14 protein-coding genes and 3 pseudogenes are annotated in these 13,599 nt (G+C 71.5%); 8 read left to right on the top strand and 9 right to left on the bottom strand.

Annotated elements, in window-relative coordinates; translation table 11 throughout:
* Positions 1 to 579: an alkaline shock response membrane anchor protein AmaP gene (gene amaP, locus OG870_RS10860; RefSeq protein WP_266511890.1), complete on the top strand. Its 579-nt coding sequence runs from the start codon at positions 1 to 3 to the stop codon at positions 577 to 579.
* A 12-nt stretch (positions 580 to 591) separates the two neighbouring features.
* Here the strand turns inward: amaP and OG870_RS10855 are convergent, their stop codons facing one another.
* The 5 genes from OG870_RS10855 to OG870_RS10835 are packed head-to-tail and all read right to left on the bottom strand — an operon-like array spanning position 592 to position 5,605.
* Positions 592 to 1,347 carry an SDR family oxidoreductase gene (locus OG870_RS10855; protein WP_266511887.1) on the bottom strand — a complete coding sequence of 252 codons (756 nt, stop codon included), beginning with the start codon at positions 1,345 to 1,347 and terminating at the stop codon, positions 592 to 594.
* A 5-nt stretch (positions 1,348 to 1,352) separates the two neighbouring features.
* A complete protein-coding gene (locus OG870_RS10850) occupies positions 1,353 to 3,140 on the bottom strand; it encodes a glycoside hydrolase family 15 protein (protein ID WP_266585627.1) in 1,788 nt (595 codons plus the stop codon).
* Between the two features lie 34 nt (positions 3,141 to 3,174).
* Positions 3,175 to 3,483 (bottom strand): hypothetical protein, encoded by a 309-nt coding sequence (locus tag OG870_RS10845; protein WP_266511882.1) that lies wholly within the window; start codon positions 3,481 to 3,483, stop codon positions 3,175 to 3,177.
* On the bottom strand, positions 3,480 to 4,067 hold the full coding sequence (locus tag OG870_RS10840) for an RNA polymerase sigma factor (RefSeq protein ID WP_405661921.1): 588 nt from the start codon (positions 4,065 to 4,067) through the stop codon (positions 3,480 to 3,482). The genes OG870_RS10845 and OG870_RS10840 overlap by 4 nt, the downstream gene beginning before the upstream one ends.
* Positions 4,064 to 5,605: a sodium:solute symporter family protein gene (locus OG870_RS10835; RefSeq protein ID WP_266511880.1), complete on the bottom strand. Its 1,542-nt coding sequence runs from the start codon at positions 5,603 to 5,605 to the stop codon at positions 4,064 to 4,066. The genes OG870_RS10840 and OG870_RS10835 overlap by 4 nt, the downstream gene beginning before the upstream one ends.
* A 164-nt stretch (positions 5,606 to 5,769) precedes the next feature.
* On the opposite strand from OG870_RS10835, the gene OG870_RS10830 reads away from it, so the two are divergent.
* The 4 genes from OG870_RS10830 (at position 5,770) to OG870_RS10815 (ending at position 9,389) form a co-directional block, all read left to right on the top strand.
* Positions 5,770 to 5,988, top strand: a complete 219-nt coding sequence (locus tag OG870_RS10830) for a DUF3311 domain-containing protein (protein WP_266511878.1) — start codon at positions 5,770 to 5,772, stop codon at positions 5,986 to 5,988.
* A 43-nt stretch (positions 5,989 to 6,031) separates the two neighbouring features.
* Positions 6,032 to 8,170 carry a carbon starvation CstA family protein gene (locus OG870_RS10825; protein WP_266585628.1) on the top strand — a complete coding sequence of 713 codons (2,139 nt, stop codon included), beginning with the start codon at positions 6,032 to 6,034 and terminating at the stop codon, positions 8,168 to 8,170.
* Positions 8,167 to 8,355, top strand: a complete 189-nt coding sequence (locus OG870_RS10820; RefSeq protein ID WP_266511874.1) for a YbdD/YjiX family protein — start codon at positions 8,167 to 8,169, stop codon at positions 8,353 to 8,355. The genes OG870_RS10825 and OG870_RS10820 overlap by 4 nt, the downstream gene beginning before the upstream one ends.
* A 98-nt stretch (positions 8,356 to 8,453) precedes the next feature.
* On the top strand, positions 8,454 to 9,389 hold the full coding sequence (locus OG870_RS10815) for a hypothetical protein (RefSeq protein WP_266585629.1): 936 nt from the start codon (positions 8,454 to 8,456) through the stop codon (positions 9,387 to 9,389).
* Positions 9,390 to 9,443: 54 nt separating this feature from the next.
* On the opposite strand, the gene OG870_RS10810 is transcribed toward OG870_RS10815, so the two are convergent.
* The 3 genes from OG870_RS10810 to OG870_RS10800 form a co-directional block, all read right to left on the bottom strand.
* The gene (locus OG870_RS10810) at positions 9,444 to 10,235 is read right to left on the bottom strand and encodes an SURF1 family cytochrome oxidase biogenesis protein (RefSeq protein ID WP_266511870.1); all 792 of its coding nucleotides are present in this window, start codon (positions 10,233 to 10,235) and stop codon (positions 9,444 to 9,446) included.
* 49 nt (positions 10,236 to 10,284) lie between these two features.
* Positions 10,285 to 10,518: a hypothetical protein gene (locus OG870_RS10805; protein WP_266511868.1), complete on the bottom strand. Its 234-nt coding sequence runs from the start codon at positions 10,516 to 10,518 to the stop codon at positions 10,285 to 10,287.
* A gap of 80 nt (positions 10,519 to 10,598) precedes the next feature.
* Positions 10,599 to 11,582, bottom strand: a complete 984-nt coding sequence (locus OG870_RS10800) for a DEDDh family exonuclease (protein WP_266511866.1) — start codon at positions 11,580 to 11,582, stop codon at positions 10,599 to 10,601.
* A gap of 182 nt (positions 11,583 to 11,764) precedes the next feature.
* Here OG870_RS10800 and OG870_RS10795 point away from each other — a divergent pair.
* Positions 11,765 to 12,479 (top strand): annotated as a pseudogene (locus OG870_RS10795) (acetoacetate decarboxylase family protein); the annotation flags it as partial.
* On the opposite strand, the pseudogene OG870_RS48135 reads toward OG870_RS10795, so the two are convergent.
* A pseudogene (locus OG870_RS48135) lies at positions 12,479 to 12,595 on the bottom strand (IS481 family transposase); the annotation flags it as partial. The pseudogenes OG870_RS10795 and OG870_RS48135 sit on opposite strands and share 1 nt — an antisense overlap.
* Between OG870_RS48135 and OG870_RS10790 the strand changes: the two are divergent.
* Together OG870_RS10790 and OG870_RS10785 are read left to right on the top strand one after the other, a co-directional pair.
* A pseudogene (locus OG870_RS10790) lies at positions 12,596 to 12,760 on the top strand (amidohydrolase family protein); the annotation flags it as partial.
* 24 nt (positions 12,761 to 12,784) lie between these two features.
* On the top strand, positions 12,785 to 13,495 hold the full coding sequence (locus tag OG870_RS10785; RefSeq protein WP_266511860.1) for a VIT1/CCC1 transporter family protein: 711 nt from the start codon (positions 12,785 to 12,787) through the stop codon (positions 13,493 to 13,495).
* The last annotated feature ends 104 nt before the right edge of the window (positions 13,496 to 13,599 follow it).

Here is a 13,599-nt window from a genome sequence, read left to right as displayed (position 1 = left end):
ATGCTCAGGACCGTCAACCGCGTGCTGATCGGGATCGTCGGGCTGGTGCTGCTCCTGCTGGGCGGCTCCGTACTGGCCGTGGGACTCGGCCTTGAGCCCCCCTCCTGGTGGATCCACGACGGGCGGCACGACGTACTGCTCAGCGACGCCGAACGCACCCGTTGGCGGGACGCCGGCTGGTGGTGGCCCACCGTCATCGCCGCACTGGCCGTCCTGGTCCTGCTCGGCCTGTGGTGGCTGACCGCGGTCCTGCGTCGGCGCCGCCTCGCCGAGGTCATGGTCGACACCGGCGACGGCGAGGGGGCGCTGCTGCGGGGCCGGGCCCTGGAGGGCGTACTGGCGGGCGAGGCGGGCGAGCTGGACGGCGTGGCGCATGCCCACGCCCGGCTGACCGGTAACCGTGACGCCCCGAAGGCGCGCGTACAACTCCACCTGGAACCGCACGTGGACCCGGTGGCTGCCCTGCACCACCTCACGGACCAGGCGCTGATGCACGCACGCAATTCGGCGGGCCTCGCGGCCCTTCCCGCTCAGGTGCGGCTGAAGGGCGTCAAGCACCGTGCGGAAAGGGTGAGTTGACCGGACCGGGCGTCAGAACCCGTGCCGCATGCCGCCGTCGACCGGGACCATGATGCCCGTCAGATAGGAAGCGGCCGGCGACAACAGGAAGGCGGCCGTCCTCCCGAACTCCTCCGGCAGCCCGTAGCGCCGCAGCGGAATACGCGACTCATGGGCCGCCCGGGTGGCCTCGGGGTCGGCGGACAGGCCGTCCAGCTCGCGCACCCGGTCCGTGTCGATACGGGCCGGCAGCAGACCGACGACCCGGATTCCCCGCGGCCCCAGCTCGTCCGAGATCGATTTGGCGAACCCGGCCAGGCCCGGCCGCAGCGCGTTCGAAATGGTCAGTCCCGGAATCGGCTCGTGCACCGACCCGGACAGCACGAACCCGATCACACCCCCGGCTTCGAGTTCCGCCGCTGCCGCCCGCGCGAGCCGGACCGCTCCCAGGAACACCGACTCGAACGCCGACCGCCACTGCTCGTCCGTGTTGTCCGCGACGAACCCGGGGGCGGGGCCGCCCACGCTGATGAGGATGCCGTCGAAGCCGCCGAACCGCTGCCGCGCCGCCTCGACGAGCCGCGCGGCCGCGTCGGCGTCCGCGTTGTCGACGGCCACCCCGGCCGCGTTCGGTCCCAGCGCGGCCGCCGCGTCGGCGACCCGCTTCTCGTCCCGCCCGGTGATAACCACCTTCGCGCCGTCCGCGACGAGTTCACGCGCGGTGGCGTGGCCGAGGCCGCGCGTGGCCCCGGTGACGACGTACACCCGGTCCTTCAGTCCAAGATCCATGGCCCTTATCCTGCCTCGTCGTCCTCGTACAGGGCGAGGGCGGTGTGCACCAGACCGACGTGACTGAAGGCCTGCGGGAAGTTGCCGAGCAGACGGTCGCCCACGGGGTCGTACTCCTCGGACAGCAGGCCCACGTCGTTGGCGAGCCCCAGCAGCCTTTCGAACAGGTCCCGTGCCTCCTGCTTCCGGCCCGTCTTGTGCAGTGCGACCGCGAGCCAGAACGAGCAGACCAGGAAGGTGCCCTCCTCGCCGGGCAGCCCGTCGATCGTCGTCTCGTCGGTGCTGTAGCGGCGCAGGAAGCCGCCGTGGCTGAGGTCTTCGCGGATGGCGTCGATGGTGCCGCGCAAGCGCGGGTCGTCGGGCGGCAGGAAGCCGACGCGCCCGATGAGGAGGAGCGCGGCGTCCAGTTCGCGCGAGCCGTAGTACTGCGTGAAGGTGTTCCGCTCGCGGTCGAAGCCCTTCTCGCACACCTCGCGGTGGACCTCGTCGCGCAGCGCGCGCCAGCCGTCGAGATCGCCCTCCAGGCCCGGGTTCTCCTCCAGCGCGCGTACGGCACGGTCCGCGGCCACCCACACCATGACCTTGGAGTGGACGAAGTGACGCCGGCCGCCGCGTACCTCCCACAGTCCCTCGTCGGGTTGTCGCCACTCGGACTGCAGCCACTGCATCAGCGCGGCCTGGATCGACCACATGTGCGGTTTGGTGGACAGGCCCGAACTCCGGGACAGCGACAGCGAGTCCATGACCTCGCCGTACACGTCCAACTGCAGCTGGTTCACGGCCCCGTTGCCGATGCGTACGGGTGTCGACCCCGCGAAGCCGGACAGCCACGGCAGCTCGAACTCGGGCAGCCGTCGCTCGCCCGCCAGGCCGTACATGATCTGCAGGTCGGCCGGATCACCCGCGACCGCGCGCAGCAGCCAGTCCCGCCAGGCCTCGGCCTCCTCGTGGTAGCCGCAGGTCAGGAGTGCGTCCAGGGTGAACGTGGAGTCGCGCAGCCAGCAGTAGCGGTAGTCCCAGTTGCGCACCCCGCCCAGCGCCTCCGGCAGGGACGTGGTGGTGGCGGCGACGATGCCGCCGGTCGGCCGGTAGGTGAGCGCCTTGAGAGTGATCAGGGAACGCACCACGGCGTCCCGGTGAGGACCGTGGTAGCGGCACTGGGACGCCCATGCCTGCCAGTCCGCGACGCTGGCGCGCAGCACCTCGTACGGGTCGATCTGCGGCGGACGCTGACGGTAGGAGGGGTGCCAGGTGAGGACGAACGCGACCTTCTCGCCCGCCTCGACGGTGAACTCCGAGTGCGTGGCGAGGCCTTCGCCCCAGGTGTGCACCGAGGGGTCGCTGCGCAGCCAGACCGAGTCCGGGCCGGCGACGGCCACCCGGTGCTCGCCGGATCTGCGCACCCACGGCACGATCGACCCGTAGTCGAAGCGCAGGCGCAGCGTGCTGCGGACGGTCACCCTGCCGCGCAGGCCCTCGACGACTCGTACGAGATCGGGGGCGCGTTCGCGCTGCGGCATCAGGTCGGTCACGCGCACCGCGCCCTCGTCCGTCTCCCACTCGGTGTCCAGGACGAGGGTGTCGGGGCGGTAGGCCCGGCGGGTGCAGGGACCGTCGGCGCCCTTGGGGGCGATGCGCCAGTGGCCGTTGTCCTCGTCGCCGAGCAGCCGCGCGAAGCAGGCCGCCGAGTCGAAGCGCGGCAGGCAGAGCCAGTCGACGGAGCCGTCCCGGCCGACCAGGGCCGCGGTCTGTTCGTCGCCGATGAGGGCGTAATCCTCGATACGGGGGTGCACGGAGTTGCGGGTTCCCGGCCGGGCGGTGGGGCAATCAGGGGTGGGGCCGGGGGAGTGACGCGTTGCTGACGGCGGTCGTCGAGAAGATCACGCCCGGGTGCGACGGAGTCTGGTTGAGTACCCACAGCCCGATCAGCGTGGCCAGGGCGAAGACCACGGCGATCAGGACGGCGAGGACGAGTCGGCGTCGGCGTTCGCGGCGCAGCCACTCGCCGCGTGCCGTGCGGTAGGCGTCGGGGGCGGCCTGCACTCCGTCGGCGAGCGCGGCGAGGGCCTCGCTCAGTTCCCGCTCGGTGCGGCCGGGACCGGTGCCACGCGACGGAGTCGCATCTCGATGCGTCATCGCCGGGCCTCCATCGCCTGGGTCAGAGCGGCGATGCCGCGTGCCGTGTGGGTCTTCACCGAACCGGGGGAGATGCCCATCGCGGCGGCGATCTCGCTCTCCTTCAGCCCGAGCCAGTGTCGCAGCACGAGTGCCTCGCGCTGCCGTGCCGGGAGTTGCTGCAGGGCGTCGATGAGCACGCGCTGGTCGTCACGCAGCAGCGCCGTGCTCTCGGCGGAGGCGACGGCCTCGTCCGGCAGCACCGGCGGGTTCTCCACGTGCTTGCGGGCGACCTGCAGATGCCGTATCCGCATCCGGGTCAGATTGCACACCGTGGAGCGCAGATAGGCCTCGGCCGCATCTACGTCCCTGAGGCGCCGCCACTTGCGGTAGATCTGGTAGTAGGCCTCGGCCACGACGTTCTCCGGGTCGTCCGCGCCGAGCAGCACGGCCAGGCGCAGCATCGAGGAGTAGTGCAGCTCGAAGAGCCGCGCGAGCGTGGCCTCGCGCTCCAGGTCGGCCGGGTCGGGCAGCGCGGGCGCGAGCGGCTCACCCGGCAGCCCCACATGGGGCTCCGGTGCAGGCGTCGGTTGTCTGCGTCTCACGTTCGGTTCGCTCCCGTCTCCGGGCGCCGCCTGACTGTCAGGCGGGACGGCAGGTCGGTCAGGTCGGCGCCGCGCGGGACGCCGAGACGTTCGAGGACGGCCGTGGCGGCCACCGCGACGATCAGGTTGAGCAGCAGGGCGGCGAGGCCGGCGTAGATCTCCAGCGGTCCGGAACCGAGCGGCACGATGGACGAGAAGCCCTCGCGCACGACCAGGTAGGTCCCGGCCGCCATGCCCGCACCCCATCCGGCGAACAGCGCCCGTGGATGCAGCCGCCCGGTGAACAGGCCGATCGCCACGGCCGGGAAGATCTGCAGGATCCAGACCCCGCCGAGCAGTTGGAGGTTGATCGCGTCCTGGTCGCGCAGCCCGAACACGAAGGCCACCGCCCCAACCTTCGCGGTGAGCGAGACGGCCTTGGCGATGCGCACCTGCCGCTTGGGAGTCGCGGTCGGGTGCACGTACTCGACGTACACATTGCGTACGAAGCTGGTGGCCGCCGCGATCGACATGACCGCCGCCGGTACCAGCGCCCCCACGGTGATCGCGCCGAACACCAGCCCGGCGAGCGGCCCAGGCATCAGCCGGTCCACCAGCATCGGTACGGCGGCCTCGGCGCCGCCCTTCGGCGCGCGCACGCCCGCCGCGAGCGCCGCGATGCCCAGGAAGCCGAACAGGGCGAGCAGTCCGGTCCAGGCGGGCAGGGCCACGGAGACCTTGCGCAGGGTGCGCGGGCCGTCGGCGGCGAACCCTGCGGTCAGCACGTGCGGGTACATGAGGAGGGCGAGCGCGGAGCCGAGGGCGAGGGTGGCGTAGGCGGGCTGCTGGGCGGGGGAGAGGAGCAGCGCGGGGCTGCCGAGCCGTTGCGCAGCGCCGTCGAAGACGGGCCGCGGACCGCCGAGCCGCTCCAGGACCAGCCAGGTGACCGCCGTGAGCGAGACGAAGACGGCGACCGCCTTGAGCGCCGAGATGACCGTCGGCGCGCGCAGCCCGTGCCGGTACGTGGCGACGGCGAGTCCGGCGAACAGCGCCACCATCACCAGATCCCCGGTCGCCCCCCGCGGGTAGACGCCCCCGGCGGTCAACACCGCCCTTATCCCCAGCAGTTGAAGCGCCAGATACGGCATCGTCGCCAGGATCCCGGTCAGCGCGACCACCAGGGCCAGCGACGGGGATCCGTACCGTCCGCGCACGAAGTCGGCGGCGGTGACGTATCCGTGCTTGCGGGCCACCTCCCACAGGCGGCTCAGCAGCACGAAGGCGATCGGGCAGACGATCACCGTGTACGGCACGGCGAAGAAGGCGGGGGCGCCGTTGCCGTAAGCGAGTCCCGGTACGGCGGTGAAGGTGTACGCGGTGAAGATCGTGCCGCCGAGCAGGAACCAGGTCCACACCGGGCCCAGACTGCGGTCGGCCAGCGCCCAGCCCTCCAGCGAGGGCAGCCGGTCGCTCGGGTGCAGACGGCGTGCCGTGACGGCGAGCAGCGACGCTCCGCCGATCACGGCGAGAAACGTCGCGGTCATGGCGCCATCGGCCATGGGTCACCGTCCTTGGTGTGTGCCCTCGCGGGAGAGTTGCGCGGGTGACCGGAACGGATGACAGGGAACCGGCGGGAAATTTCCCGGAAATTCGCTGTCAACCGGTTCCGGGGGGTGGGCAACTCTTGCACAGACCGACAGCGAACGGGAGAGGAGCGCAGGTCATGGCACGGACCCGTCATCACCGGCTACGGCGCGTCGCGATCGCCGTACTGCTCCTCGCGCCCGCGGCAGGCCTGCTGTGGGTCCCCTGGTACGCCGGCGCGGAGCCGCGGCTGGCGGGGACGCCGTTCTTCTACTGGTACCAGCTCGCCTGGGTGCCGGGGTGTGGCCTCTGCCTGCTCGCCGCGTACGCGCTGACGGACCGACATCACCGCCGCTGATCCCAGCGCACTTCTTTTCACACCGTCCAGGTGAGGAGCCGCCATGCCCGCGTCCGCCCTTCAGGCGCCCGAAAAACGACGAATATCCCCTAAGTCGGCCATGTTGTGGACCGCCGTCGCCCTGCTCGGCGCGGTCGCCTGGGGTGTTCTCGCCCTGGCCCGGGGCGAGAAGATCTCCGCGGTCTGGCTGGTGATCGCCGCCCTCGGCTCGTACGCCATCGCCTACCGCTTCTACTCCCGCTTCATCGTCCGCCGCGTACTGAAGCCGGACGACCGCCGGGCCACCCCCGCCGAACGCCTCGAGGACGGCGTCGACTTCCACCCCACCGACCGCCGGGTGCTGCTCGGCCATCACTTCGCCGCGATCGCGGGCGCCGGACCGCTGGTGGGCCCCGTCCTCGCGGCCCAGATGGGATACCTGCCGGGCACGCTCTGGATCGTGGCCGGGGTGATCTTCGCGGGGGCGGTGCAGGACATGGTGGTCCTGTTCCTGTCGATGCGACGGGACGGCAAGTCGCTCGGGCAGATGGCACGGGACGAGATCGGTCGGGCGGGCGGAGCCGCGGCCCTGATCGCCGTGTTCGCCATCATGATCATCCTGCTGGGTGTGCTGGCCCTGGTCGTCGTCAATGCCCTCGCACATTCCCCCTGGGGCACCTTCTCCGTCGCCATGACCGTTCCCATCGCCCTGTTCATGGGCTTCTGGATGCACCGCATCCGCCCGGGCCGGGTCGTGGAGACCAGCCTCATCGGCGTGGCGCTGCTCCTGCTGGCGATCATCGGCGGCAGCTGGATCCAGGGCTCCTCACTGGCCTCCGCCTTCACCCTCAGCCCGACGACCCTCGTCTTCTGTCTCATCGGCTACGGCTTCGTCGCCTCGGTCCTGCCCGTGTGGATGCTGCTGGCCCCGCGCGACTACCTCTCCACCTTCATGAAGATCGGCACCATCGCGCTGCTCGCGATCGGCGTGGTCGTGGCCGCCCCGGTCCTGCACGCGGACGCGGTCAGCAAGTTCGCGACCTCGGGAGCGGGCCCGGTCTTCGCCGGCTCCCTCTTCCCCTTCCTGTTCATCACCATCGCCTGCGGCGCCCTGTCCGGCTTCCACGCCCTGGTCTCCTCCGGTACGACTCCGAAGCTGATCCAGAAGGAGTCCCAGGTCCGGATGATCGGCTACGGCGCCATGCTCATGGAGTCGTTCGTCGCGATCATGGCGCTGATCGCCGCGGCCGCCCTGGAGCCGGGCCTGTACTACGCGATGAACGCACCCGCCGGACTCCTCGGTACGACGGCGGAGTCGGCGTCCCACGCCGTCGCCGGCCTCGGCTTCACCATCACCCCCGACCAGCTCACCCACGCGGCCGGTGCGGTGGAGGAGCAGACCCTCATCGCCCGCTCCGGCGGCGCCCCGACCCTCGCGGTCGGCATGTCGGAGATCTTCTCCGGCATCTTCGGCGGCACCGCGATGAAGGCCTTCTGGTACCACTTCGCGATCATGTTCGAGGCGCTGTTCATCCTGACCACGGTCGACGCGGGCACCCGGGTCGGGCGCTTCATGCTCCAGGACATGCTGGGCAACGTGTGGAAGCCGATGGGCCGGGTCAACTGGAAGCCCGGCATCTGGCTGTGCAGCGGTCTGGTCGTCGCCGCCTGGGGCTACTTCCTCTACACCGGCGCCACCGACCCGCTGGGTGGAATCAACCAGCTCTTCCCGCTCTTCGGCATCGCGAACCAGCTCCTGGCCGCCGTCGCCCTGACGGTCTGCACGACGGTCCTGATCAAGTCCGGGCGGCTGCGCTGGGCCTGGGTCACCGGAATCCCGCTCGCCTGGGTCACCGCGGTCACCTTCACCGCGGGCTGGCAGAAGATCTTCTCCGACGACCCCAAGATCGGCTTCTTCGCCCAGCGCGCCAAGTACACCGACGGCATCGACGCGAAGCAGGTTCTTCCGCCCGCCAAGACCCTCGACGACATGCACACCGTGGTCACCAACTCCACGGTCGACGGTGTACTGATCGCGCTCTTCCTGCTGCTGGTCGCGGTCGTGATCGTGAACGCCGCGGTGGTGTGCGTACGAGCCGTACGGTCCCCGGGCGCACTGCCGACCACCGAGGCGCCGTACGTCGAGTCCCGTATCGACCTGCCCGAGCAGGCCGGTGAACCGCTGGTGGGGGCCCGGTCGTGAACGCCCGGCAGTGGGTTCGGTCGGTCGGCTGGTACCTGCGGGAGCTGACCGGGGAGGCCGAGTACGACCGTTACTGCGAGCGTCACCGGCGCCACCACCCGCTCGCACCGGTCCCGACCCGCCGCGAGTACCAGGTGCTGCGCACGCTGCACCGGGAGGCCCATCCGCAGGGTCGCTGCTGCTGACCCGGGGCCTGATCCGCCGGACAGGTCCCAGGGGCGGGCGCCCGATCGGCGCGCCCGCCCCTCAGGCACGCGACTCAGGAGTCAGGGAAACAGGACCGATGTTCAGACGCCGCACAGCCCTGCTGATCCGCCCGGAGCTCGACGACCACGCGCTGCACTCGACCTTGGACGAACTCCGCCCCGGCCGGCAGCTCCACGGGCTCGGCGCCGGGCGCACCCGTCCGCTCTGGGAGCCGGTCGCCGACCTGCTGGAGGACACGGGGCGGGACTGGGACCGCCGGGTGCACCGGGTCGCCGTGCTGGCGCGGAACCTGCCACCCTCGGTCTCCGAACGATGGTCCGCCGACCGGCCCGGCGACGGGGACGCCCTGGTACTGAGGGCCTGGGAGCGGTCGGTGCGGGCCGCGGCCGAGGGTCGGGGCGCCGCGCGGGAGGCCGAGCGGGCGTGCCTGCGGGCGGCCGACTGCTGCCCCGAGGACCCGGTCCCCTGGCTGGCGCTGCTGGAGTTGATGCACTCCTTCGCGGTACCGGTCCGTGACGCGGTCCCGGTGTGGACCGAGGCAGTCACCCGCGCCCCCTTGCTCCGCACCGCCTACCACCAGCTGCTGCGCTACCTGTCGCCGCGCGGCCACGGCACGGTCGTCGACATGCTGGACTTCGCGCATCAGGGCGCGGCCCGCGCGCCGCACGGGTCACCGCTCGCCCTGCTCCCCGTCGCGGCCCGCGTGGAACTCGTCGCCCACCGGCACCGGCAGATGCCCCTCGTGGCCGACAGCCACTGGCACGAACCCCGGGCGGCCGACGAGGTGGCCGCGGCCCTGACCGACTGGTTCTCCGCCGCCGCCGCCGCGCCGCACGCCGAGGCCGTCGCCGACCTCAACGTCCTCGCGTTCGCCCTGATCCGCATCCACCGCCCGGCCGAGGCCGCCGCCGTCTTCCGGCGCATCGGCCGCCACATGACATCCCATCCCTGGGAGCTGCTGCCCGAGCCGGAGCGCACGTTCCTGTACTGGCGCGACCGTCTCGGCCGGTGAGGGCCGCAACGGCCCAGGAGCACAAGGCGGGTCACAGGGCCGGAGGCGGGAGGCTCACACCGCGGCCGGTTCCGCTTCCTCCGCGCTCTCCTTGGCCGCCGCCTCCGCCCGGTCGCGCCGCTCCCGCCGTACGAGAACCCACCAGCCGTACGGGACGCCCGCGGCGAACAGCCACCACTGGATCATGTACGCGTAGTTCAGCGGTGCGTCCTCGCTGCCGGGATCCGAGATCTGCTCGGGACTGCCGCCCTTCGCCTCGGGCGCAGTCTGCTCGACATAACCGCCGAGGACCTCGGCGCCGAGCCGCCGCGCCTGCTCCTCGCTGTTGATCAGCATGATCTGCCGGGCCGGCAGACCCTTGATCTCCTTGATGCCGCTCGTCGCGGTGGTCTCGTCGGCCTTCAGGCGGCCCTCGATGGTGACCTTGCCGGCCGGGGGCGTGGGGATCTTCGGGAAGGCGGTCTGCGCGCCGTTCGCCGGGATCCAGCCACGGTTGACGAGCACCACCTTGCCGTCCGTCAGGACGAGTGGGGTCAGGACGTGGAAGCCGACCTCGTCGTCGTCGTTGGTGCGGCGCCGGACGACGACCTCGCGGGCGGTGTCGAAGGTGCCCGTCACGGTGACCGTGCGGTACTTCTCGGTGCTCGTGACCGCGTGCCCGGGGGAGGTCAGCCGCTCCACGGGGACCGGCTTGGCGTGCAGTGCCGAGGAGACGAGGTCGTTGCGGGCGGTCCGCATCTCGTAGCGGTGCTTCTGCCAGATGCCCAGCCTGATCATCGTGGGGATCAGGACAAGGGCGATCAGGGTGAGGATCACCCACTGCCGGGACAACAGGAAGCGGTACACCCCACGACCGTACAACTCGGTCGTGGGGCGCGATCGGGCGGGTCGCGGGTTACACCTTGTCGATGATCCCCACCTTGCCCTCCGCACGGGCGCAGTGCGCGCCGCAGTACCACTGGCCCTCGACCTCGACGCCCTGGCCGATGATCTGCACACGACAGTGCTCGCACACGGGTGCCATGCGGTGGATCGCGCAGGAGAAGCAGTCGAAGACGTGCACCGCTCCTTGCGCATGCACCTCGAAGGACATTCCGTAGTCATTGCCACATACTTCACAGGTCGCCATGCGCCACAGGGTGAGCCTTCGCCGGCGCGCGGGCGAGCGGACGGCGGGCGAGTCGCGTGGCAATCACCCGTCCGTACGGGTCACCCGTCCGCGGGCTCAACATCCCTGAGCAACTGCCCGAACGCCGCCTCGTCCACCACCGGGGTGCCGAACTGCCGGGCCTTGACCACCTTCGACGTGGCCGAGTCCGGGTCGTTCGTGACGAGCAGGCTGGTCAGCCGGGACAGGCTCGTCGCGACATGCAGACCGGCCTCGACGGCGCGGTCCTCCAACAGGTCGCGCTCGACCGAGGTGTCCCCGGAGAAGGCCACCCGCATGCCCTGCTTGAGCGGTTTGCCGTCTTCGTAACGCCCCGGGTTGGGATGAGGGCATGCGGGCCTTTTGCGGGACGGACGCCAACTGGTCGGCCGATAGCTGCCGTAGCCACCGCCGGACTGACGCGGCACCGGCCGGTCGCTCCACTCCGTCAGCGGCCGGCACTCCAGCAGCGGCAGCCGTACGCCCCGCGCCGCCGCGGCCCTCAGGCTCGGCCGGAACGCCTCCGCCAGCACGCGCGCGTCGTCCAGCGCGTGGTGCGCGCGCTGCTGTACGACGCCGAAGTGGGCGGCCAGCGACTCCAGCTTGTGGTTGGGCAGCGGCAGGCCCAGCTCCTTGGAGAGCGCGATGGTGCACAGCCGCTGACGCACCGGTGCCTCGCTCTTCGCGCGCGCGTACTCCCGCGCGATCATCTGCCAGTCGAAGACGGCGTTGTGCGCGACGAGGACCCTGCCGTCCAGCCGGGTCGCGAACTCCTCGGCGATGTCCTGGAAGAGGGGCGCGCCCTCCAGTGCCTCGCTCGTCAGACCGTGGATCCACACCGGCCCCGGGTCCCGCTCCGGGTTGACAGTGGTGTACCAGTGGTCCTCGACCTCGCCGCGCGCGTCCAGCCGGTAGACGGCCGCGGAGATTATCCGGTCGTCCCGCGCCAGTCCGGTGGTCTCCACGTCAACGACCGCGTATCCCTGCGGATACGCGGTCGGCCACGTCGTCGGGGAGGACGCGGCGGTCGTCAGGTCTTCGAGCATGGTCCCTGAGGATACGGGCCGCCACTGACAGTCCTGTCCGTCAGGTGCCCTTGCGCGCCCGTCTGTTCGGGTGCCGCGAATGGCGCGAATGTCTGTGCCCACGGCTATGGACCCTTTCGGCACCCGGTGCAAGCGTGCTGCCCGCCCGGCGTGTGACGGTCGACGGAGGGGCGGTGCGGCGTATGGCACGCGTACGGTACGGCGCACGGACCGAGGCGGAGATCGCCGCCGCGCGCACAGCGAGCGCACGGCTTCCCGACATCTGGTCCACCGGTGTGGTGGCCCTCTGGGAGACCGACCCGGACGCCCTCGCGGCGGTCCTGCCGCCGCCCCTGAAACCCACGGGCCGGCGGCTGGCCCGGGTGAGCATCAGCAAGGTCGAGCTGCCCGGATACCCGCTCGGTGCGGGCTCGTTCGCGGTCGCCGCCTCGCACGCCGGCGTCGACGGCTGGTATCCGCTCGTCATGCCGATGACCCAGGAGCGGGCCCTCACCGGCGGCCGCGAGGTCTTCGGGGAGCCAAGAAGCTCGGCGAGGTGACTCTCGAGCGTGACGGCCTCGTCGTCCACGCCTCGCTCGCCCGGCACTCCATCGCCTTCGTCGAGGTGCGCGGCGCGGTGAGCGAGGACCTGCCGCTGCCGGAGCCGAGCCGGAAGACCGACTTCTACTTCAAGTTCCTTCCCGCGGTGGACGGTTCGGGCTTCGACGCGGGCCCGGTGCTCGTGCACTGCCTGCGCGAGGAGAAGGTGCGCCGGCTGGAGCGCGTCACCGGGGACGTCGTGCTGCGCGAGTCCATGGATGACCCGGTGGCCGACCTGCCGGTCCGCCGTCTGCTCGGCATCACGATCGGCGAGAAACGAGCGGCCAACGCGGCAAGGCCGTGGAACGGGTGAGCGCCTAGGTGTATTGACCCGTAGCGTTGTTGACGCGGCTGATGGGTGGCCGGCCGCCGAGTGCGGTGTGGCAGCGATGGTGGTTGTGGGTGTGCAGGAAGTCTGCCAGGGCCGCGGTGCGGGCGGCAACGCGGCCCGCGTGTACGGCTTCGACCTGGACCTGCTGGACCCGATCGCGGCGAAGGTGGGGCCGGCCGTGGCGGAACTGGCCGGGCCGCTGGCAACGCCGCCGGCCGACGCGACGAGCCCGGCGTTCGCGAAAGGGGCGTCGCTGCGGGTGGGGTGAGACCCGGGGTGGGATCCTCCCCGGGTGATGGAACCAACGCACGACGAGGCGCACGGGGGCTCGCTGGGCACGCGGCTGAACTGGCTGCGGGCTGCCGTCCTGGGCGCGAACGACGGCATCGTGTCCACCGCGGGTCTCGTCGTCGGCGTGGCCGGTGCGACCGACAACCGCTCGGCGCTGCTCACCGCGGGGCTCGCGGGCCTGCTCGCCGGGTCGATGTCGATGGCCGCGGGCGAGTACGTGTCCGTCTCCACCCAGCGGGACTCGGAGATGGCGGCCCTCGCCCTGGAGCGGCGGGAGCTGCGCGAGCAGCCTGAGGCCGAGCTGGAGGAACTGACCCAGCTGCTCCAGGAGCGGGGGATGTCGCGCGAGGTGGCCAGGGAGGCCGCCGAGCAGCTGACGGAACGCGACCCGCTCCGTGCGCACGCGCGCGTGGAGCTCGGCATCGATCCCGACGAGCTGACCAATCCGTGGCACGCGGCGTGGGCGAGCTTCCTGGCGTTCACCGTGGGGGCACTGCTGCCGCTGCTGGCGATCGTGCTGCCGCCGTCGGACTGGCGGCTGTGGGTCACGGTGGTGTCGGTACTGGCCGCTCTCGCCCTCACCGGCTGGTCCAGCGCACGGCTCGGCTCCGCGGCACCTGGGCGTGCGGTCCTGCGGAACGCGGTGGGCGGAGCCCTGGCGATGGGGGTCACCTACGCGGCGGGGAGGCTGCTGGGGGTGGCCGGGGTCTGACCGCCCCGTCCACGGACCTCGATGCGCGGCTGCCCCGCCCCGCGACGTACGGTGAAGTGCGCTCGCCACCCCTGAGCGCAGCCACACCACCGCACGAGAAGGAT

The sequence above is a fragment of the Streptomyces sp. NBC_00461 genome (genome assembly GCF_036013935.1).
GTDB lineage: Bacteria > Actinomycetota > Actinomycetes > Streptomycetales > Streptomycetaceae > Streptomyces.
Note: the sequence above shows the minus strand (reverse complement) of the source record. Positions and strands in the feature narration are given on the sequence as shown.

Excerpts from the sequence above, each read along its gene's own strand:
- amaP (WP_266511890.1), top strand. The coding sequence starts at position 1 with ATGCTCAGGACCGTCAACCGCGTGCTGATCGGGATCGTCGGGCTGGTG.
- OG870_RS10855 (WP_266511887.1), bottom strand. The coding sequence starts at position 1,347 with ATGGATCTTGGACTGAAGGACCGGGTGTACGTCGTCACCGGGGCCACG.
- OG870_RS10845 (WP_266511882.1), bottom strand. The coding sequence starts at position 3,483 with ATGACGCATCGAGATGCGACTCCGTCGCGTGGCACCGGTCCCGGCCGC.
- OG870_RS10835 (WP_266511880.1), bottom strand. The coding sequence starts at position 5,605 with ATGGCCGATGGCGCCATGACCGCGACGTTTCTCGCCGTGATCGGCGGA.
- OG870_RS10830 (WP_266511878.1), top strand. The coding sequence starts at position 5,770 with ATGGCACGGACCCGTCATCACCGGCTACGGCGCGTCGCGATCGCCGTA.
- OG870_RS10825 (WP_266585628.1), top strand. The coding sequence starts at position 6,032 with ATGCCCGCGTCCGCCCTTCAGGCGCCCGAAAAACGACGAATATCCCCT.
- OG870_RS10815 (WP_266585629.1), top strand. The coding sequence starts at position 8,454 with ATGTTCAGACGCCGCACAGCCCTGCTGATCCGCCCGGAGCTCGACGAC.
- OG870_RS10805 (WP_266511868.1), bottom strand. The coding sequence starts at position 10,518 with ATGGCGACCTGTGAAGTATGTGGCAATGACTACGGAATGTCCTTCGAG.
- OG870_RS10800 (WP_266511866.1), bottom strand. The coding sequence starts at position 11,582 with ATGCTCGAAGACCTGACGACCGCCGCGTCCTCCCCGACGACGTGGCCG.